The 19,430-nt window shown below is 55.1% G+C and carries 19 protein-coding genes; 8 read left to right on the top strand and 11 right to left on the bottom strand.

Annotation, left to right across the window (positions count from 1 at the left end; translation table 11 throughout):
* Positions 1 to 4 precede the first annotated feature (4 nt).
* A complete protein-coding gene (locus B9A23_RS14620; RefSeq protein WP_084279835.1) occupies positions 5 to 1,087 on the top strand; it encodes a catalase family protein in 1,083 nt (360 codons plus the stop codon).
* 12 nt (positions 1,088 to 1,099) lie between these two features.
* On the opposite strand, the gene B9A23_RS14615 is transcribed toward B9A23_RS14620, so the two are convergent.
* Positions 1,100 to 3,370: an FdhF/YdeP family oxidoreductase gene (locus tag B9A23_RS14615; protein WP_084279978.1), complete on the bottom strand. Its 2,271-nt coding sequence runs from the start codon at positions 3,368 to 3,370 to the stop codon at positions 1,100 to 1,102.
* A gap of 617 nt (positions 3,371 to 3,987) precedes the next feature.
* Here B9A23_RS14615 and B9A23_RS23530 point away from each other — a divergent pair.
* From B9A23_RS23530 to B9A23_RS14600, 3 genes are read left to right on the top strand one after another with little or no spacing between them, the layout of a single operon-like run.
* A complete protein-coding gene (locus tag B9A23_RS23530; RefSeq protein WP_084279834.1) occupies positions 3,988 to 4,218 on the top strand; it encodes a ribbon-helix-helix domain-containing protein in 231 nt (76 codons plus the stop codon).
* Positions 4,215 to 5,381, top strand: a complete 1,167-nt coding sequence (locus B9A23_RS14605; protein ID WP_084279833.1) for a DNA cytosine methyltransferase — start codon at positions 4,215 to 4,217, stop codon at positions 5,379 to 5,381. The genes B9A23_RS23530 and B9A23_RS14605 overlap by 4 nt, the downstream gene beginning before the upstream one ends.
* The gene (locus B9A23_RS14600; protein ID WP_084279832.1) at positions 5,371 to 6,285 is read left to right on the top strand and encodes a NotI family restriction endonuclease; all 915 of its coding nucleotides are present in this window, start codon (positions 5,371 to 5,373) and stop codon (positions 6,283 to 6,285) included. Before B9A23_RS14605 ends, B9A23_RS14600 begins: the two co-directional genes overlap by 11 nt.
* Before the next feature lie 87 nt (positions 6,286 to 6,372).
* On the opposite strand, the gene B9A23_RS14595 is transcribed toward B9A23_RS14600, so the two are convergent.
* The gene (locus B9A23_RS14595) at positions 6,373 to 6,723 is read right to left on the bottom strand and encodes a hypothetical protein (protein WP_084279831.1); all 351 of its coding nucleotides are present in this window, start codon (positions 6,721 to 6,723) and stop codon (positions 6,373 to 6,375) included.
* Between the two features lie 75 nt (positions 6,724 to 6,798).
* Between B9A23_RS14595 and B9A23_RS14590 the strand changes: the two genes are divergently transcribed.
* The 3 genes from B9A23_RS14590 to B9A23_RS14580 are packed head-to-tail and all read left to right on the top strand — an operon-like array spanning position 6,799 to position 10,156.
* Positions 6,799 to 8,370 (top strand): recombinase family protein, encoded by a 1,572-nt coding sequence (locus tag B9A23_RS14590; protein WP_084279830.1) that lies wholly within the window; start codon positions 6,799 to 6,801, stop codon positions 8,368 to 8,370.
* Positions 8,371 to 8,372: 2 nt separating this feature from the next.
* Complete coding sequence (locus B9A23_RS14585) at positions 8,373 to 9,266, top strand: plasmid partitioning protein RepB C-terminal domain-containing protein (RefSeq protein ID WP_254895133.1); 894 nt, start codon at positions 8,373 to 8,375, stop codon at positions 9,264 to 9,266.
* Entirely contained in the window at positions 9,263 to 10,156 is an 894-nt protein-coding gene (locus B9A23_RS14580) for a plasmid partitioning protein RepB C-terminal domain-containing protein (RefSeq protein WP_084279828.1), read from the top strand. The genes B9A23_RS14585 and B9A23_RS14580 overlap by 4 nt, the downstream gene beginning before the upstream one ends.
* 1 nt (position 10,157) lies before the next feature.
* On the opposite strand, the gene B9A23_RS14575 is transcribed toward B9A23_RS14580, so the two are convergent.
* From B9A23_RS14575 to B9A23_RS14560, 5 genes are all read right to left on the bottom strand, one after another.
* Entirely contained in the window at positions 10,158 to 10,805 is a 648-nt protein-coding gene (locus B9A23_RS14575) for a recombinase family protein (protein WP_254895132.1), read from the bottom strand.
* Positions 10,806 to 10,903: 98 nt separating this feature from the next.
* Complete coding sequence (locus B9A23_RS22325) at positions 10,904 to 11,863, bottom strand: hypothetical protein (RefSeq protein ID WP_139797490.1); 960 nt, start codon at positions 11,861 to 11,863, stop codon at positions 10,904 to 10,906.
* 204 nt (positions 11,864 to 12,067) lie between these two features.
* Positions 12,068 to 13,189, bottom strand: coding sequence for a hypothetical protein (locus B9A23_RS22320; protein ID WP_139797489.1), 1,122 nt, complete (start codon positions 13,187 to 13,189; stop codon positions 12,068 to 12,070).
* A 335-nt stretch (positions 13,190 to 13,524) separates the two neighbouring features.
* Positions 13,525 to 14,937 carry a hypothetical protein gene (locus tag B9A23_RS22315; RefSeq protein ID WP_139797488.1) on the bottom strand — a complete coding sequence of 471 codons (1,413 nt, stop codon included), beginning with the start codon at positions 14,935 to 14,937 and terminating at the stop codon, positions 13,525 to 13,527.
* Between the two features lie 268 nt (positions 14,938 to 15,205).
* Positions 15,206 to 15,385, bottom strand: a complete 180-nt coding sequence (locus B9A23_RS14560) for a MerR family transcriptional regulator (RefSeq protein ID WP_084279824.1) — start codon at positions 15,383 to 15,385, stop codon at positions 15,206 to 15,208.
* 237 nt (positions 15,386 to 15,622) lie between these two features.
* On the opposite strand from B9A23_RS14560, the gene B9A23_RS22310 reads away from it, so the two are divergent.
* Positions 15,623 to 16,237, top strand: coding sequence for a hypothetical protein (locus B9A23_RS22310; RefSeq protein WP_139797487.1), 615 nt, complete (start codon positions 15,623 to 15,625; stop codon positions 16,235 to 16,237).
* A 367-nt stretch (positions 16,238 to 16,604) separates the two neighbouring features.
* On the opposite strand, the gene B9A23_RS14555 is transcribed toward B9A23_RS22310, so the two are convergent.
* From B9A23_RS14555 to B9A23_RS22305, 4 genes are all read right to left on the bottom strand, one after another.
* Complete coding sequence (locus B9A23_RS14555) at positions 16,605 to 17,087, bottom strand: hypothetical protein (protein ID WP_139797486.1); 483 nt, start codon at positions 17,085 to 17,087, stop codon at positions 16,605 to 16,607.
* Positions 17,088 to 17,108: 21 nt separating this feature from the next.
* A complete protein-coding gene (locus B9A23_RS14550) occupies positions 17,109 to 17,675 on the bottom strand; it encodes a hypothetical protein (protein ID WP_084279822.1) in 567 nt (188 codons plus the stop codon).
* A gap of 178 nt (positions 17,676 to 17,853) precedes the next feature.
* A complete protein-coding gene (locus tag B9A23_RS14545; protein WP_084279821.1) occupies positions 17,854 to 18,912 on the bottom strand; it encodes a hypothetical protein in 1,059 nt (352 codons plus the stop codon).
* Positions 18,913 to 19,249: 337 nt separating this feature from the next.
* A complete protein-coding gene (locus tag B9A23_RS22305) occupies positions 19,250 to 19,387 on the bottom strand; it encodes a DUF3768 domain-containing protein (RefSeq protein WP_139797485.1) in 138 nt (45 codons plus the stop codon).
* Positions 19,388 to 19,430: the final 43 nt, after the last annotated feature.

The following is a 19,430-nucleotide window of genomic DNA, read 5'->3' as shown; positions in this document are numbered from 1 at the left end:
CGCCATGCTTCAATCCCCGCTGCGCTACAGCCCGAGCCTGGAACAGCCGCAGGCTGACGAGGCTGAGACCGACGCCAGCCTTGAAAAGTCCTTCGACTACATCCTCAAGACTACCGCCGAGGATTATGGACGCGCCGTTCGTGCGGTTCACGCCAAGGCCCATGGTCTGTTCGAGGGAACCTTCACCGTCGATGGGGACCTTCCTCCCGAACTGGCGCAGGGCCTGTTCGCTCGGGAAGGCGCCTACCCGGCCGTCTTTCGCATATCGACCAATCCGGGCGACATTCTCGACGACAATGTCGTTCTGCCTCGCGGAATTGCCCTCAAGGTCGAGGGCGTGACCGGCGAGCGCGAGCCGGGCGCTGAAGGGGATGGTCAGGACTTCCTGATGGTCAACGCCCCCGTGTTCGCCGCGCCCACTGCCGACAAGTTTGCCGGAAAGCTCAAGCTGCTCGCAGCGACGACCGATCGCGCCGAAGGGGCCAAGGTCGCCCTGTCTACCGTGCTTGGTTACATCAACGGGGCGCTGGGCAAGGTCGGGCTCGAATCGAAGGCGCTGGCCGGCATGGGTGGTCTGCCGCAGGTTCATCCCCTGGGTGAAACCTATTTCAGCACGGTGCCTTTCCGCTACGGGGATCACGTTGCCAAGTTCCGCCTCCGTCCGCTGTCGCCCTCGCTCACCGCGTTGACGGACACCGTGATCGATACCTCGGGGCGGCCCGATGGTCTGCGCGAGACAATCCGGGAAGACGCGGCGAGCCTCACCGGCGAGTGGGCGTTCGAGGTGCAGTTGCTGCGTGATCTGGAAAAGCAGCCGATCGAGGATGCCAGCGTCGAATGGAAGGAGGAAGATTCCCCCTTCGTCCAAGTGGCGACCTTGCGCGTGGAGCCACAGGACACCTGGGCCGAAGACAAGGTGCGCAGGATCGACGAGACGCTGCACTTTTCGCCCTGGAACGCCCTGGCTGCGCATAAACCGCTTGGCGGGATCAATCGCGCGCGTCGCCGTGCCTACAAGCATTCGTCCGATTTCCGCGTGCGCGTGAACGGGTGCCCGTTCAGCGCTGCGGATGAAGCAGCCGAATAGACCTGCCGCCGGTCAGAATTCGATCCTGACCGGTATCCCCTTGCTGGCCGGAGTATCCGAAAGCCTGTCACGCAGGGACAGCGGCACCAGCGGGTTGAGTTCGGGGAAATAGCCGGCCACGCAGCCAGCGGGAAGGTCGTAGGCCACGACCATCAGCCCAGCCACCGCGCGGCGCTGCTCTTCGTCCATCGCGGTTACCAGCGTGATCCGCTGGCCAGCCTTCAGCCCCTGACGCTCGATTTCGTCAGGCGACATGAGCGCGATCGTGCGCTCTCCCGAAAGCCCGCGCAGCCGGTCCGAATGGCCATAGATAGTGGTGTTGAACTGATCGTTGGAGCGTAACGTGATCAGCCGCAGCGCATCGCCTTCCGGGCCAGCGTTGAGCACTGATGGCGTCGTGAATTCAGCCTTGCCGGATTGCGTATGCCAGATGCGTTTCCGGGCATCGTTGCCGCGGTAGAATCCCCCGGGCGCGTGCATGCGCCGATCCATGTCGAAGAACTGTTCGGGGTAGGTCCGCGCAATCAGATCGCGGATTGCGGCATAGTCGCCGCGCCACTCATCCCATTTCCACATGGCATTCTGCGGCAAGGCGGCCTTGGCAATCTCGCACAGGATGGCGGTCTCGCTCATGAGGTGCTCGCTGGCGGGCTTGCGCTTGCCTTTCGAGCTATAGACGTGACTGAAGCTGTCCTCGACGCTGACGAACTGGTTGCCGGTGGCCTGCATGTCTTCTTCCGAACGAACAAGGCAGGGCAGGATCCAGCTCTCACGACCGGGCAGCAGGTGGGTATGGTTGAGGCGGGTGGCGATGTGGACGGTCAGCGCCATCTTCCGCCACGCTTCATGGACGCGGTCGTGGTCAGGCACGGCCATGGCAAGGTTGCCGCCAAGGCCGAGATATGCGGTATTCGTCCCCGCAATCAGCGCCTCGAGAAAGGCATGGGTATTGTGCCCATCGGCTTGCGGCGTTTCCAGGCCCAGCACCTCGCGATACTTCTCGACCGGCGCCAGTTCGACCTTTTCGGTGATGCCGACGGTGCGCTGGCCCTGCACGTTGGAGTGGCCACGAATGGGTGAACACCCGCTGCCGGGCCGCCCGATGTTGCCGCCAAGCAGCAGCAGGTTGACCAGCAGCCCGATCGCCTCGCTGCCGTGAACCTGCTGTGTCAGGCCCATGCCATAGATGCCGATTACGGCTTTCGCCTCTGCATAGACGTCGCCGGCGGCTTCCATTTCTGCGCGAGTGACGCCGCTGGCCTGCTCCAGCGCTGGCCATTCCGTTGCCGCGATCTTGGCCACGAAGGCTTCAAGGCCGCTTGTGTGCTCGTCCAGAAACCTGTGATCGAGAATGCCATCTTCCCGCTCTGCTCGCGCCAGAACGTGCTTGCACACCCCCATCAGGGCGGCAATGTCGCCGCCGGGCCGAACCTGCAGATAGAGATGGCTGAGGCGCGTTGCCTTGCGTGTTACCATCTCGACCGGGCTCTGCGGGTTCACGAACTCCACCAGGCCCGCTTCCTTCAGCGGATTGAACGTCACGATCTTGCACCCGCGCTTTACCGCTTCCTGCAGGGGATGGAGGATGCGCGGCGAATTGGTTCCGGGGTTCTGGCCGAGGTAGAAGATCGCATCGCACTGCTCGAAATCCTCGATCTGGCAGGTGCCGACCGGCGATCCGATCACCTTCTTCAACCCGACCGAAGTGGTTTCGTGGCACATGTTCGAACTGTCGGGCAGATTGTTGTGGCCCAGCATTCGCGCAAAGGCGGCAAAGAGATAGCTCGGCTCCAATGCTGCCTTGCCGCTGGCGTAGAACGTCATTCGCTCTGGTTCGGTCGCCGCGAGTTTCGCGCCGATGGCGGCGAACGCCTCGTTCCAGGTCGTACGCAGATAGCGATCGCTTGCCGGATCGTAGCGCAGCGGCTCGGTCAGGCGGCCTTCCTTTTCCAGGTCATGCGCGCTCCAGCCCCTGAGATCGGTGACTGTGTGCTTCTCGAAGAAGTCGGGCGTGGCGCGGGCACTGGTCAGGTCCCACAGCGTCGCCTTGGCACCATTCTCGCAGAATTCGAACGCGGCAGGGGTAGGCGGCTTGATCCACGCGCAGGATGTGCAGGCGGTGCCGTCAGGCTTGTTCAGCTGGTGCAGGGTTTCGATCGCACCGGGGCCTGCGCGCTGGGAAAGCTCGGTTCGCGCAATGCCTTCGAGTGATCCCCATCCGCCGGCCGGCTCGGGCACTTCGATGGCGGCGGCCTGTGCGACCGGATCGGGGGTTTTCGTCATCTGCATTGCGTCCTTCGCGTGGAGCCAGGGCCAAAAGGCCTTCCGGCTGATCAAACGCGCCTGCGCCAGCGAAGCTCCCGAATTTGCCGAAGGGGAATGCGCCGATCTTCTTTGCCCGTGGCTAAAAGCCCATCGAGCCAGCAACCGTCGATTGCGGCGAAACGGCAGTGAACTTCATCGGGAAGAAAAAGCCGTTGCGAGGGTGTAAACCGAACCTTGATCGCAGCCACCAGATCCTGAACCGGCCCCGATCTCCGCAACCCTGCTAAAGGGCGAGGCCCATGGCCGCACCCACAGCGCTGCGTCACGGTAATGAACGCAACGGCCGGGGCCGAGGGCTTGGATTAATGCTGGCCGCTGAGCGCGCGGTGGCGGAGACGGAGGGATGCAATAGCATATATTTATAAACGAAAATTTGTGACGTTCCCATGGATGCCATAAGATTTGCCATAGTTTTGACTGCGGCACGTTCCGAACGAGGGCGCACCTTGGTCAACTGTTCGCATGGAGGGTTCAACAGTTCGCCGCATGTGGAGCAATATTTCCTCGACGTAGCGGATGACCTTAAGGTGTGCCTCTTGACGAACGAATCGGGAACGTGCAGTGGTTGATGCAGAGTGCTGCACAGTGCCGCAGGGAGGCTTACCGTGACCCCGTCAAAGAACAGGTTGACCGTCAATCTAACGGATGAGGAAGCAAGCCAACTCGCGAGACTGGCCGAGAAAACCAAGGTGTCGAAAGCTTGGCTAGGTCGCCGAGCCATCTGTTCCTTGCTTGAGCGGGCTCAGACTGATGGAAATCAGGTTCCTTTGCCGTTCGCCAGCGCAGTCGTGGGGAGGGGGCAATGAGCAAGGCGCTGACTGCAATCGACCTCTTTTGTGGCGCCGGAGGACTTTCGGAAGGGTTTCGCCAAGCGGGTTTCCATGTACTGGCTGGTCAGGACTACGACGTGAAGGCCGGTGCCACATTCGCGGCTACGCACCCCGAGGCAACGTTCATCGGCGGACCTATTCAAGACGTGACACCTGAGCAGCTTCTGAAGGCTGCGGGTGTGAAAAAGGGTGAGATCGACGTCATTGTCGGTGGCCCTCCTTGCCAAGGCTATTCGGTTTATAACCACCAGCGGGGCGAGAATGACCCACGCGCAAGCCTATTCCGGGAATACTTGCGGATCGTCCAAGGTGTGCAGCCGCGATGGCTTGTCATGGAGAACGTGACTGGCATCACCTCCGTGGCGGGTGGCAACATTGTTCGCGAGATTTTCGAGGGCATGGCAAGCCTAGGATATCGCGTTGATATGAAGGTTTTGCGCGCCGAGGAATACGGGGTGCCACAAGAGAGAAGGCGTGTGTTCTTCATTGCGACCCGAACAGGAGCGCCAATTCTTTTCCCCAAACCGACGCACGGGCCAGAACTTGAACCCTTCGTAACTGTGTGGGATGCGATTTCCGATTTGCCTGTCCTGAAAAACGGTGATCGGGATGCAGGACCGCAACCTTATGCGACGAAGGCGCAGAATGGCTATCAGGCTATCTTGAGGGGGGACTGCAGCCGCGTCGCCAATCACTCGGCTTCTCGGCTTTCGCGGATTAATGAAGAGCGTATGCGGCATATTCCGCCGGGCGGGTCTTGGCGCGACATCCCACGCGAACTGCTCCCCGCCGGAATGCTTAAGGCAAAGCGCAGTGACCATACGAAGCGCTATGGTCGCCCGCGAAAGACAGACTTGGCCTGCACGATCCTGACCAAGTGCGACGTCCACTGGGGCGCCTATATTCATCCGGTGCAAGATCGTGCTTTGACCGTGCGGGAAGCCGCGCGGCTGCAGTCCTTCCCTGACTTCTTCGAATTCAAGGGAAGCAAGACAGAACAATACGTGCAGGTTGGTAACGCGGTGCCGCCAATTTTGGGCAGGCGGGTTGCCGAAGCTCTTGTCCTCGCCGATAGCATGAGCATTGAGTCTGCGGCGCGCGATTCAGGTTCAGGCGGGGAGTTAGCGATTGCCGTGTAATCCAGAGACGATCATCGGCGAAGTGTTGGGGCGACGGGCTGTAAAAGGCGCAGACCCTTCGGCTTCTAACTTCGAGTGCCCCTTCATAAAGTCTCGATGCCCCAAGCGCAGCACGCAACTTCCGGATGAGCCTTATCCAGTTTGCACACTCTGGCGTCGGTCGAAGGGCGAACCCAATCCCAATCAGGATTTGATTTTCGTTTGCCCGAAGCGGTTCTACGCCGTCGACTTCCTCACCGAGGTCATCGAACATTGCTGGCCGGGCGAGAAGCCCAAGAATCCACAAGTTGCGCCCGAGGTCAAAATGGCGGGCTTCGGCAATGTCGATTTTGTGATTGCAGACGTTCAAGATGACGGCGAGGTCGAGCAGTTTCTATCGGTTGAACTGCAGGCCATAGACATCACTGGCTCTGCTTTTCCTGCTTATCAGGCCGTTCGCGCCGGGGCAGACCTCGAGCGTCGTCCAACCTACGGGCTCAATTGGGATAACGTCTACAAACGGTACGTGACGCAGCTCATTCGCAAAGGTTACTTCCACCATCATTGGAAGTCCAAAATAGTCGCGGTGATCCCTGAACAGGTCTACCAATACATCACGAGCCGCGCGGATTTCATCCGTTCGGCTGATGTGAAGAGCGCTCAGGTCAACATCATTTTCATGACCTACCGACTTGAAGCTGACCCGACCAAGCCGGGAGAATTTCGGCCCGCCTTGGTTACCGTTGAGGGCACAAGCCACTCCAGCTTGCAGAATGCGATCCTATACAAGGAGGCCCCAAAACGGGATGCATTCACGTCGCAAATCAAGCGCTCCCTTGTGCGCGCCGTCAATCTTGCCGACCTAATTGCGACCGGGGAGATTCCGGAGTTCGAGGATCACGGCAACGAGATGACGCAGGAATAGTATGGGCTAGCTGAATGGGGTGCCGGGGAACTCCTTGAGCATGTCGGCAGCCCGAACTCGCTCTGCGCCACCTCCGATCGACCTGGGTCAAATCACTTGATCGAGCGCAGCCATCGTTTCGGTCAAGAGTCGGCGCAAGGAAAATAGGCTGGCACCGAGCGACATTTCAGGTCGTTCGGCCAGCAACATCATTGCTTTTAGAACAGCATTCGATTCCCTCGCGAGTAAAATGAGATGAACTCCGTTTGGAGAGTTTGCTCCGCTCAGCCAGTTCTTCGCTGTACGCTGACTGACCCCAGTCCATTGCATAATTATCTTGGCGCTGTTGCGTGCCGATCCAAACTCCACCTTTAACGCCGACGAAATCACCTGCGCGAACTCGGTGTCGGTCAGAGTGTCCCGGCCGACTGGAAATGAATTGCCCTTCTTTGAAAACATCTTGCCGCTCCTTTGCTGTTACGGAGCACCAGCAGCGCAACAAGAAGGCGAGCGATCAATACCAAGGTGTAGCGGATGGTCATCGAGTGGCGGACAGGAAGCGACGGCGATGCCGGGGATCAGCATCCAAAGCGGGCTGCTGAATACGTTCGTATGTCGACCGAGCATCAGAAGTACTCCACTGACAACCAGTCCGCAGAAATTCGGGCTTACGCAGAACGGCGTGGCTTCGAGATCGTCCGCACTTATGCGGACGAAGGGAAAAGCGGCCTGCGCGTTGATGGGCGCGAATCTTTTCAGCGACTTCTAGCGGACATTCAGAACGGAAGCGCCGATTTCGAGGCAATCCTCGTCTATGACGTAAGCCGTTGGGGCCGATTCCAAGACCCCAATGAAGCCTCACACTACGTGTGGCTATGCAAGAGTGCTGGGATCAATGTCCATTTCTGCGCAGAGCAGGTTGAGAATGACGGCTCGATGGGGTCGTCCATTGTCACGACTGTCAAGCAGGTGATGGCTGGCGAATACAGCCGCGAGCTTTCGGTCAAGGTGTTCAAGGGCCAGTGCCGCCTTATCAGCCTTGGCTATCGTCAAGGCGGGGCGCCCGGTTTCGGGTTGCGCCGTATGCTAATCGACGAGAACGGGAACCACAAAGGCGTATTGGATCGCGGTGAGCATAAGAGCATCGCTACGGACCGCGTGGTGCTGGTGCCGGGGCCGCAGCAGGAAGTCGAGACCGTCCGCGAGATATATCGCCAGTTCGTCGAGGACGGATCCACTGAACGTCAGATCGCGGAGTGGCTTAATGCCGAAGGCATTTTGTCCGATCTTGATCGAAGGTGGACTCGTGGAGCCGTCCATCAGCTTCTCATAAACGACAAGTACGCGGGCCATAATGTCTGGGGTCGCACGTCCTATAAGTTAAAAACCAGACACGTACGCAATGCCCCTTCGGAATGGATCAGGCATAACGGCGCGTTTTCTGCGCTCGTGCCCCAGGCGCTGTTCAATCAGGCCAGTCTCATTATCGAGCAACGCTCCAAACGCCTTACCGACGAGGAGATGCTGGTGCTTCTCGCCGACATGCTCAAGCACAACGGCTATCTCTCAGGTCTCATCATCGACGAGTTTGACCATGGCCCATCCAGCAGCGCGTACCAATCGCGGTTCGGTAGCCTGCTCCGCGCATACTCGTTGGTCGGGTATGTTCCTGATCATGACTATCGATATGTCGATATCAACCGCGCCCTGCGCCGACTGCATCCCTCGATAGTCAAATCCATCATTGATGGCATCAACGCTGTGGGCGGCACTGCCGTACAGATTCTCGAAAATGATACTCTGCTGGTCAATGACGAGATCACCGTCTCTGTCGTGATTGCTCGATGCACACTGACGCGTGGTGGCAGCCGACGTTGGAAGATCCGTCTGGATGAGAGCCTACGTCCAGACCTTACCATCTGCGCCAGAATGGACGATGAGAATATGTTTGCCCTTGATTACTATGTCCTGCCGCGCATGACCCTCTCAGAAGGTGTGTTGCGGCTGGCCGATCATAACGGTCTATCTCTTGACGCTTTCCGCTTTGAATCACTCGACGGTTTGTTTGATTTGGCGAAACGCGCTCAGCTTCGGAAGGCGGCCTAACCGTGGCACTTCCTGCCCAGCGCGTAGAGATGATCCCGGTCAGCCGGATCACCATCGTCAACCCGCGCCTGCGCAGCAAAAAAGTGTTCAAAGGCATCGTCGAAAATATCGCAGAAATTGGGCTCAAGCGACCCATCACTGTCACCTCGCGGCAAGGTGCGGATGGCCCCCTTTACGATCTTGTCTGCGGACAAGGCCGGCTCGAGGCTTTCCGAGAACTTGGCCAGACGGAAGTGCCCGCGCTCATTGTTAGCGCTGATCCCGAGGACTGTCTTGTCGCCAGCCTCGTAGAAAACTGTGCCCGCCGACAGCACCAGGCAGTGGACCTGTTGCAGGACATCGTCGGTATGCGCGAACGCGGATACTCCGATCAAGAAATTGCGGAGCGCACCGGCCTGTCAGCAAATTACGTCTATAGCGTGGGGAGGTTGCTTGAACGGGGCGAGCGGCGGCTCGTCGCTGCCGTGGAGGCAGGCTATCTGCCCATCTCCGTCGCCCTTGAAATCTGCGAATCCGACGATCAGGGCGTGCAGGCCGCCCTGCATAAGGCCTATGAGGACAAACTTTTGCGCGGGCGTGCGCTCATTGCGGCGCGCCGCTTGGTGGAGGTCCGCAAAAGGTCGGGCAAAGCCGCCAATCTCACACGTCTGGTCAGTAAGGATAGCGCAGCGACCCCGGAGGGTTTGGTCAAAGCCTTTCAGGAGGACACGGAGCGCAAACGATTGATGATCCGCAAGACCGAGGCAACCCGTAATCGACTGGTCTTCATTGTTGAGGCACTCGGGCAGCTGTCCAATGACGAATCCTTTATCGCGCTGCTCGAAGATGAGGGGCTCGCCTCGATGCCCAGCCGTCTCGCTGAACGGATTCAGAATGTCAGGATCGCACCGCAATGACAGGCAAAGACCGGGATCGAAAAGTCAGACTTGCCTTTGAGCAAACTAGCCTGCGCATCCCCCTCGCTGACATCGAACCGTTGCGGGCCGTGACACCGGCGGTCAGGAGATCGGTCAAATACGGACAGATCGCAGCGTCCATTCGTGAAGTCGGCATTATCGAACCGCCAGTGGTGGTCAGGATCACAGGCCGCAAGGATCGGTATCGCTTGCTGGACGGGCACATCCGAATCGATATCCTAGCAGAGCGTGGCGACAAGGACGTCGTGTGCCTTGTCGCGACCGACGACGAAGCCATTACATACAACAAGCGTATCAGTAGGATGGCCATCGTTCAGGAACACAAAATGATCTTGAAGGCCCTCGAAAAGGGCGTGTCTGAAGAACGATTAGCGCGTGCGCTCAACGTCAACATATCCAGCATCCGAAACAAACGCCGCCTGCTCGACGGCATCTGCGAAGAGGTCGTGAAGCTCCTTCAAGATCGCATGGTGCCTATCAACACGTTCACCGAACTCAAGAAGTTGCGTCCCATGCGTCAGATCGAGGCGGCTGAAGCGATGATCGCGATGAATCGCTACTCGTGGCCTTATGCAAAATCGCTTGTGGCAGCGACACCGCAGCACCAGCTTGTCAGCGAGAAGCGCAAGGCCGTGCGTGGCCTAAGCGACGAACAGCTCGACCATATGGAGCGCGAGGCAACCAACATCGACCGCGAGTTCCGTATGATCGAACAGAGCTACGGCAGCGATCATCTCGACCTTGTCCTGGCAACCGGATATCTTTGCCGTCTGATCGACAACGTACGCGTTGTCCATTATCTGGCCCGGCATCATCCTGAATTGCTGTCGGAGTTTCAGCGCCTCGTGCAAATGCGAGATGCTGCGTGAGCTACCGACTCTTCTCGTCGGTCGGGAGGCATCGAATTGGATCAACCCCAAGGCGTTGAACCGCCGAACGGCTGACACCGTACTCTTTTGCCAACTGCCCGAGCGATGCACCTTCGCTTCTCCGTTGTCGGACGGTGGCTTGCTGCTCGTCTGTCAGTGATTGCGGACGCCCAAGCTTCTTGCCTTGAGCTTTTGCACGCGAGAGTCCCGCCTGAGTTCTCTCCACGAGTAAATCGCGCTCGAACTCTGCCACAGCAGCGATTACCGCCATAGTCATTTTGCCTGCCGCGCTAGTCAGGTCTACGCCGCCAAGCGCCAAGCAATGAACGCGCACTTTCATCTCGGCGAGCTGTTCAACTGAGGCGCGTACATCCATCGCATTGCGCCCAAGCCGGTCAAGTTTTGTTACGACCAGTATGTCTTCCCAGTCGAGTTGATGGACAAGGCTACGAAAGCCTTCCCTCTCCATGGCTGGAGTAGAACCAGAAACTGTTTCGGAAATGATGTGTCTTGGCTCGGGCTGAAAGCCAGCGTTTTTGATTTCCAGAACTTGGTTGTCGTGGGTTTGGTCTGCCGTGCTAACGCGGCAATATGCAAATACTCGTGGCATAACACACCTGTATTGAAAACGTGTGTCGAAATTTAGCATGTATTGAAATTGGCACAAGGCTATATTTCGATACAGTGGGTGCGGATGTATCGAAACCGCTCGTTTTTAGTACAGTGTATTTTAAACGACGAATCTCATTAGAGATATTTTCTCATGTCGACGCTTCCGGGTGTGAATTTGCCAGAACAAACGTCCGTGAAAAACACTACAAAATCATGGTTCAAATCCGAAAAGGGTTTTGGTGAATTCTGAATAGGTTGAAGCGTAAGCTTCTCTTGATGGCTAAAGTCTTGAAGAATAGCTTCGGCCAAATCTGTATATTCACCAAAATTGCTTCCCAGACTATAAGTCATATAAGAACGATTATCGCAATCTAACAAATCGGCATAAATATTATCTACGATATATCTCCCTAAATCCGGAACATCGACTGTAGAAAATCTTAGAGCAACCTTCTTGGATCGGAAGAATCCTCCAAATCCGAGGAAGGATGGATCATCGAAAGAAGTTTGCTTTGGCAATTGCCGATAATGAGCACGGGAATAATCATCTATACTATAATGCATAGATTTCGGCCAAAACTCTAAATCTAAATCGCTTTTATTTTCCAAAGACGTTGTTAAGAATGACCGATCGGGAAAGAAGGTTACGGAAAAAACATCATTAGAGCCGAGATTGCATGATTTTATAATCGATTGTGTTGAAGAACCATTCTTTTGATAAAAAACGTAACGCACCTCTATATTCTGGTTTTTTCCTGAAAAGACCCTGAATTTACTGCCTGCGGAGGCTAGGGTTAGAGGTAGGAGCTTATTCTTCTCGAAATACGAACGAGCCACTGGATGTGTGTTTTCGAGCGAAACGTTAGTTGAACTTAGTTCGATGAGGCAGACGTCTTGTCTGTTACTCCGCTGATTGCGGGCATAATAACCGATTGAGCCCGGCGCATTATATGCAGCAGGTGTAAGAGTAAGGCTGCCCTCTGAGACCGACACGGTCACGTCGGTGTCAGGCAGCGTGATCGTTGCCTGCGCGAAGGCATTAGGTGCATGAGCGAGCATCAACCAGGCAAAGAGCTTTTGCAATCCATTTCCCATTTGCCGCATTCCGAACGACTGTCACTCTAAAGCTTTGGTGATTGGCGAGCTTCGATCTTGTTCGAACAGATAATCGCGCTCCCCGGCCATAATCGCAGCTTGGTAAAAACCTTTTTTGGAGAGAAGATGGCGAGCAGTTTGGACAAGCCAATTCGATCTAGCTCGCAATATTGACCTTGCTAGCACGCTCGACTCCCCTCTGTCTCATTGCTTGGAGCAGCCCCAAAGAGTGCTGTTGATACCGCCGAGGGCTGTTTCACCGCGATTATAGTAGCATATCCAGCGTTGTAAGCTGCCAGCGCCAATACTGTGAGTTTCACCTTCCCGCACGTATGTTGCGGTGGTCTTGCAAATATTTTTTACGACATCGTAGGTTCGGCGAGTATAGCTGCCAATTGTTTCTACGTTGCCATATTCATCGCGCAATTCAGCAGTTTCACGATCTCGGCCAGCAGCGGCCGTAAAAAGACAATTGCTTGGTGAGGGCTTATATCTCCCTTCCATTTTTGAGTATTTTAGCCCTTTGTCGACGTGAACGCCTGCGGCTCGATCAATAGCAACTTGTTGAGCAGCTCTGCGCTTCTCTGCGGCTTCAGCGTCGCGCTTTTGAGCTAAGTATGTTGCTTCGCTTCTCGGCGCTCGGCAGTCACCCCAATAGTCATGGAAGATGACGCATTGCAGCTTTCCGGACTGGTCATAGCGACCAACCATCCAGCCGACCTGACCGCCGTTAAAGGTATAGCGCACGCGGTAATCAATGCCATCTTGACTCGAAATGCGGCTAGCCTCGCTTGCACTGCCTGTGTCAAGTTTATTGGCATACCACCAGAGCGCATCTTGACGCAGGACCTCCTTGAGCTGTCCGGTAATCGCTAAGGGCGCAGGTGTTGTGGCTTCAGTTGCTACATAAGATCGCGTGCCCTTAACGGATACTTCGGTGGCCGAAATCTTCCCACACACGCGGGCGGTAATCTGCCCCTGCAATCGGCCACCGCGGATCGTTACGTCTGCCCCAACCATCGTATATCCACGCGGCTGCTCAATCCAGCGCAAGGGTTTCAGTAAAAAATCGTCGCCAGTCTTTGACAACAGAGTAAAAGTGAAGCGACCGCGCGGAACTTGACCGCCACCAAACCGAAATTCGCCTTGCGTACCATTGCGCAAATCTGGGAGCATGATCTCGACAGCTGTGGGGCCTTGCCCACACACATAGCTACCACGGAAGAGCAAAGCCGCCGACTGTGCATGTGCCGGCTCGCCACCGACAGAGGCTACTACAAAAGCTGATGCAGTTAGAGACCACCGCCAAGCAGGACTATCAAGCATGTCATCACCTAGATTTGCGGCAAACAATGGCAAGCCGTTTATGATAAGGCAAGGGCTTCACACTGTCACTTGACAAATAGTATATTTTCACACGTTGTGGCGATTTGCCACCTTGACCATTGAGCATTAAAACATCGGTCGCGCGTTATAGGCGCACCCAATTTTGGTCTTCGCATAAGTCGCGCTGCATGTTCGCTCACCGACTTTGATCTGTTTATTGGCAGATAACAGATTCCGCGATTGAAAAGTATCGTGCAAGTTATGACGTATTTTTCTCATAACGCAAAGAAAAGTGGGCGTGGTTGGTAATCACCAACCACGCCCCAACGTGCCGCTTATAGGGTGCGTCCGATTACCGGCACTTGAAAATCATTACGATTCAGAGCCTTGTTGACCTCATTCCAGAAAGAAGGAATCGCGTCGGGGTGGAGCACCCGAGATTGCGAAGGCACGTTTGACTTACAAGTTTGCCGAACCAGCTTGATCAAGTCGGACTTGATCGCTTTGCACTCGCCCCCTGCAAAAAGAATGTCATCGATGTTGAGCATTGAGCGGATTTGGGCCAGCCGCAGGTAGTTGATGAAGCGCTCACCCTTTTCCGTCTGGTTCATGAAGCCAGGCTTGTCGTCGTGAGGCGGCACCCAATTCATCGTCTTGTGAGGCTGCTTGAACAGATACGCACAAACTCGCGCAAGATTGAGTTCCGTCGCCGCCACTCGCCGGATGTTGATTTGTGGCGCATCCGTAAAGTTTGGCGCAAACTTATTCATGTGCCGCTTTGCAACCTCCTTGGCTTTGGTAACAATATTTGGACCAAACGTGATGGCATGGCCATGCCACTGAAGATGACGACCCCCGTCAGCATGGCGATGGCTCTTGAACGAGGCAATCTCGGAAGAACCAATGAAGTTGCCTCCCATGGCCCGAAGGGTTCGTTGTGCCCTTTGATGCGAAAGCGTAATGTCCACGAACGGTGCCACTGTAGAAGTGCCGAAGTCACCGTCGATGGTGGTGATCATGGCAAACTCCCAGTCGGGATGCGCTTTTGCAATTGCGTAGAGCGAGCGACCGGTATGTTGCCACCCCAAGGTCAGCACAGCAGGATTCAGAATGTTGGGTGAGTTTGTCGCAACACCCTCTAAGAGAAGTTTGACTTTTTCCTTGTACTTTTCGTCGAGCTTGCGCCTTGCAACCGCAATCATGCACTTATGAGAAAAACTGGCACTCCATTTGCTGTGAAGCGTCTCTACGTCGTCGAGAGTGTTGCAAGCCCAAAGAGAATTGATGGCCTTCTTGTTGAGATGATTGTCCCTCTCTCCTAATTCACATGCGTCAATTGGCGGAAAGTGACGTCCGGAGACTCTGGGGCGAAGTTTTTGCTGGAATGGAGAACTGGCAACCCTTTTTGCCTTGGCAGCACTCGCTTTACGGAAACGGTATCGCTTGGCCGAAGCCTTGGCAGTTTTCTGCTTAAGTTTTCGCTTGTAGGTGTCCGCGGCAAGACGCTCGAGAGCTGAGCGTCCCTCACTCATCCCCGGTTCCTGTTTGTCGATGTCTATTTCGTCAAGATCGTCGAAGTTCCAGGCGTCATCGATATCTTTCGAGGCGGACCTTTGCTTTTCAGGGTCTTCGTCATCTAGATCACTAAGACTCCAGGCATCGTTGATATCCTTTGAGACAAACTCCTGCTTTTCAGTCGAGCGCTTGGCACGAAGGGTTGGGCGAGATCCATTATCAAGTTTTCGCATAGTCAAGTTCCTTTGTGTTTCGCAATTCCTGAAGTGAATCAGAAATTAAAAATAAAACCTTGCCGGGTATCTGTGCGATTGGTCGATATGGGCATCGGAAGGTCTGATTAAATGCCAATAACGGGCAGATATACCTGCGTAGTGTACACTACGATAAGAGTGACAGGGCCATACAAGGCCTTGCTGTTCATCTGTTCATGGAATTTATCGCGCTACCCGGTGTCTTAATCCGCTTTGTCGATAAGCGACGCTAAGACAAATGCGAGAATTACGCAGCGATTTCTTCGGCAAAGCGCTTGAGACTTTCGTAAGGGATGACCGTAATGCGTCCCAATTTTCGGCGCTCAAGAACTCCTTCACGAAGGTACTGGAAGAGTTTGGTTCGCTGGCAGCCAAGCATGTTGCAAGCATCGTGAGTGTTTACCAATAACGGCTTCTTATCAATCATTTAAAATACTCCTGATCACCAGGCCAAGCTAGCCTTCTGGTGCCGAAACAGGTTTACCGAAGCGCGAATTGGTCTGGGCAAGATTGCTCAATTGAGCAACTTAGTGTCTATGGGGTTCGCTCGCGGTATTGTTCGATAGGGCACGCGCGTTACCCAACTCGACACTTAAGTTGCTCGGGTGGGCACCTTATGTGCACACATCTCTGAAATGCGAATCACGGGGAAAGGAGTGACTGCATGCTAGATCAGCCGACAGGTAAAGCCGAAGCCAAGAGTAAGCGGACTCCTGCCAAGCGCGCTGGCCGAGGGCCAAGAAACACCAACAATGCGCAGGTCCGCCGCAAAAAGAGCAGAATCACTCGTGAACACAAAGAGTGGGAGCAATTCGTCGAGATGGTCCGTGAACGACTACGGGCATTCCATGATCTTCCAAATGATCTTAAAAGGTCGCCATACCACGCGCCATCAAATATCATCAGACGGAGCGCTTATGAGTTTTATCTCCTGTCAAGGCAGACACTTAAGCCTCGACTATTAGAGGAGGCAATCGACGATATTCGTGTCGCTCATATTGGCGAAGACCGCGCGCGGACACTTAGGAAGGACATAAAGAAAGATCCGTTTTATTGGATATTGATGGGTCTCCACTTCGATTGTCCGGAAGCCACCCTGCGGAAATCTGAAGTTACCAGGTTTGCACAACACCTGAACTATGCACGGCGCCATGACATCCCACCGGAATTTCTGGTTGGCTTCCTGATGCAGACAGGAAGCAATGCGGAAGTTTATCGTCGGGCCTTAAACCCCGATATGAGAGAGCAATGGTTCCTAGAAAAAGCAAATGGCAAATAGGACCAGCCAGAAGTCGAAAAAATAGCGTCTCATAAGCTTAGCTAATCAGCTGAATTCTCAACTTGCAGTAGTCACGCTATTGTTTATTGCACGGCTATCTCAAATCGGTCTTACGCGCACTGGGAACGCTCTAAAATGGCCTGGCAGCCTATTGATAACGCACCGCGAAATGGAAAAATTATTAGGGTTCGGGATGAGGAACGGTTAACAGCGTTCTGGGCGAGATACTGGACGCGTGAGAGCTTAAAAGAGTGGGGTGATGACTACAGGCCTGGCTGGTATGAACATCATCCAAACGCAGAGTATGAGGATGGCGACGAGGTCTATCCGATCGCATGGGATGATGAGTAGATCTGAAATACGTATTTCACTGCTTGCGCCTCAACCTAGCCTTGTTCTCGGCAAGAATGTCAGCATATGGCCGGTCATCGATCTTGAACCGACCAATTAATTCACGGCTTGTCATTGTGCTGCCTTCCAGCGTGGTGGGCAGATCTTCCAATGACACGCTGTAGCCATTAGCGTTCAAGGTCACGCGAAAGTAAAATCGCTCCATAGTGACGCGATAACCGTTGCCATTTTTTCCCGGCTTTATCAGATTGTATGAGGCGGCGCACACAACATAGTCAGGTCCGATGACGGCTGGACTCGAAATGCCGACGTCGCCGTATTTTCCGTCATTACCAATAATGACGCGAGCGAATGGATAGTTCTGCGACCAGTTTCCAATAGCTTCGGCTGCATTCTTGCGCAATCGGCTATCAAGACAAAGCCGAGAGGCATCTATAGTACTCATTGAGCTTTGCGCTAACATGCCTGCGGCGATAGCCGTCAACTTTATCAGAGACATTGTGCCTCCTCCTATTTCGATTCAGTTCGAATGTGGCGCATAGAGATCTTCATCACTCGACGGCTGTTTTGCCTCTTCGACATCGTCGCCAGCGCGTTTGGCTTTCTCGGCATCAGCGAGCGCTTCTGCATTAGCTGCCGCGGCATCTTCTGCTGAGCCTATCTGACTTTCTTCAAGTGAAGCGGTGCCTTCAGCGCTCACTTGACCATCAGCTTTTTCAACTGCTGGCAAAGCGCTGTTCTCGATTTGGTGATCAACTTCTTGCCCGTTAAAAAGCACACCCTCAAAGACACTCGCTGGATCAACCGCAATCGAAAATGAGGCTGTCTCCGGTTCTTGCGTTGGTTCGGCAAAATTGATCGACCAGCGCAGGTGGGGAATTGTGACGATGTCCTGTCCGGCCTGCGCTGAACTGCCATCGATCTGCATGCTGCCTGCACAGACGATCTGCGTATAAGGCGATGTCGCACTTTCTTTGTAGACCCCCACCTCGCCAAAAGAGGTACGAGCTCTTTCAAATGCTTCGACGAGGTTTACACCGAAGAATGCAGCCTTCCACACGCCGTCTTGGTTGGCTTTGAGCATCATGTTGCGGGCTTCCTTGCCGACAACATCTTGGACGTCGGCTCGTTTGCATGCCGCGATTGCCTGACTGGTCAGATCGTCACCTTGAGGGGTACAGCTAGCGGTTGTAACGGCAAGAGCGGTTAGGACTAGCGTTCGTGTCATGGATGGCCTCACGAATAATGGTTCGTGTCAGTACTGATTAGATGATGCAGCTATGGAAGGTGACGCCACTGACATCGACCACACCCGGGGAAATTTGCGAAAGATTGAATGACATATCCGGCTGCGGTTCGGCCTTGGAACCTTTCGAGGATTCCTTGACTCCCGTTATTGCTATCCGTCCAGCAGCACGGTCAAAAGTAAATGTGCCCGAAGTACTGCTTCCGCCATCTTCAGACCTGTAGGCGTAGAAATAGTCATACACCCCGGTCTTTTGACCATCCAAGTTGGTGCCGCCAAAGCTAAGTACGGTGCCGCCACTGCTAGAACTGCAAAACTCGCCAACCTTGCCCGTTCCATCAGTGATGGCGATATCAGTCGAGCCAGGCCGACCTGTAATGAATTCGGTCAATTCCCTCAGTACCTGCTCCGAAGATAGCGTGGAGCCGTCTTCGCTCGACGGAAAGTCATCGGTAGAGCCTGATGCTGATGTGGGCTGGCCCGAGTCCAGAACCGAAAAGAGAACAAAACCGACAAAGCAACAGGCGATGACCTTGCCAAGCAAAGGCATATCGCTCCACCAGCCACCAAGTGTCGGGCTGATCGGCCGATGCTCGCTTCTCTGTCGCGACGCGAACGACCTGTCGTCGTAGCTGGTAGCACGGTCGTAAGTTTGACCGCCGTCTTCGCTATACTCACTCTGCTTCGCGACGATAACCTCTTGGTGCGCTGCATTCGCAGATGGTGCCGATTTTTCGATCGGCCGACTGGTCTGAGACGCTGCCATGGCGAGGCGTTCGATTGAGGGCGCCGCAATCGCTCGCCTTACTTCATCAAGCACATCTTCAAACTGGCGAGCTTGGCCTTTCGAGAAGGCAACAATGCATCCGTTGGAATTGTCTCCAGATAGCGTCAGAATGATCCGGCCATGCGCCATTAGTCCAGGCCGGACAAACTCCACGGACTTTATGCTGGAAAATGGGATCAGTCGCTCTGCCGATGGTCCATCGGCAATCATGCCCGGCTTGCGCCTCGTGATGACGAGGTGATGCTCGAATAGTTCGATGGCAGCGTTTTTGCCGTAAGCGCGGATGCTCATGCGCCCTCTCCTTCCAAAGAAGAAAAGGTCGAGAGGTTCGAAACCAAATGGACGAAAGAAAAAGTGTGCCGCCGGTTCAAGCGTACCTCCAAACGAAGCGGAGGCACCGACCGAAGCCGGGCGCTGATAACCCTGCGCACGCACAAGGCGTCGCCGCCTTTAGGCGAGCCTTGGACATGCGCGGCGACCACCCGGCCGAGTGATCTCGACCAGCGCGTGCAGCAAGAGGTTATCAGGCCTCCCCAGCGGGACTGACCGCTGGTGCTGCTGCTATGCGGGTATAGCCTGCCACGATCAAGGCAGGACACTGTGAAAGTTGCGTTCATCTTGGGTGTACCTACCAATCCGACGCCAGCATCACCGTGAGAACACGGCGCGTGACTTCGGCATTGGCGGGATCGTCGGAACCGTATTTGTGATTCTTGTCGTAATAGATCCTATGCAGGTCGGATCGGCTATGCCGTTGTTCCGTCAAACCTCACGGAGAACGCTACATGCAGAACTCGTCGTCAGATTAC

Origin of the sequence: Novosphingobium sp. B1 (genome assembly GCF_900176395.1) — a bacterium.
Taxonomy (GTDB): Bacteria; Pseudomonadota; Alphaproteobacteria; order Sphingomonadales; family Sphingomonadaceae; genus Novosphingobium.
Note: the sequence above shows the minus strand (reverse complement) of the source record. Positions and strands in the feature narration are given on the sequence as shown.

Excerpts from the sequence above, each read along its gene's own strand:
- B9A23_RS14560 (WP_084279824.1), bottom strand. The coding sequence starts at position 15,385 with ATGATTGATAAGAAGCCGTTATTGGTAAACACTCACGATGCTTGCAAC.
- B9A23_RS14615 (WP_084279978.1), bottom strand. The coding sequence starts at position 3,370 with ATGACGAAAACCCCCGATCCGGTCGCACAGGCCGCCGCCATCGAAGTG.
- B9A23_RS14555 (WP_139797486.1), bottom strand. The coding sequence starts at position 17,087 with ATGTCTCTGATAAAGTTGACGGCTATCGCCGCAGGCATGTTAGCGCAA.
- B9A23_RS14575 (WP_254895132.1), bottom strand. The coding sequence starts at position 10,805 with ATGCTAAATTTCGACACACGTTTTCAATACAGGTGTGTTATGCCACGA.
- B9A23_RS22325 (WP_139797490.1), bottom strand. The coding sequence starts at position 11,863 with ATGGGAAATGGATTGCAAAAGCTCTTTGCCTGGTTGATGCTCGCTCAT.
- B9A23_RS22315 (WP_139797488.1), bottom strand. The coding sequence starts at position 14,937 with ATGCGAAAACTTGATAATGGATCTCGCCCAACCCTTCGTGCCAAGCGC.
- B9A23_RS14545 (WP_084279821.1), bottom strand. The coding sequence starts at position 18,912 with ATGAGCATCCGCGCTTACGGCAAAAACGCTGCCATCGAACTATTCGAG.
- B9A23_RS14550 (WP_084279822.1), bottom strand. The coding sequence starts at position 17,675 with ATGATGCTCAAAGCCAACCAAGACGGCGTGTGGAAGGCTGCATTCTTC.
- B9A23_RS22320 (WP_139797489.1), bottom strand. The coding sequence starts at position 13,189 with ATGCTTGATAGTCCTGCTTGGCGGTGGTCTCTAACTGCATCAGCTTTT.
- B9A23_RS14590 (WP_084279830.1), top strand. The coding sequence starts at position 6,799 with ATGGTCATCGAGTGGCGGACAGGAAGCGACGGCGATGCCGGGGATCAG.
- B9A23_RS22310 (WP_139797487.1), top strand. The coding sequence starts at position 15,623 with ATGCTAGATCAGCCGACAGGTAAAGCCGAAGCCAAGAGTAAGCGGACT.
- B9A23_RS14605 (WP_084279833.1), top strand. The coding sequence starts at position 4,215 with ATGAGCAAGGCGCTGACTGCAATCGACCTCTTTTGTGGCGCCGGAGGA.
- B9A23_RS14580 (WP_084279828.1), top strand. The coding sequence starts at position 9,263 with ATGACAGGCAAAGACCGGGATCGAAAAGTCAGACTTGCCTTTGAGCAA.
- B9A23_RS14595 (WP_084279831.1), bottom strand. The coding sequence starts at position 6,723 with ATGTTTTCAAAGAAGGGCAATTCATTTCCAGTCGGCCGGGACACTCTG.
- B9A23_RS14620 (WP_084279835.1), top strand. The coding sequence starts at position 5 with ATGCTTCAATCCCCGCTGCGCTACAGCCCGAGCCTGGAACAGCCGCAG.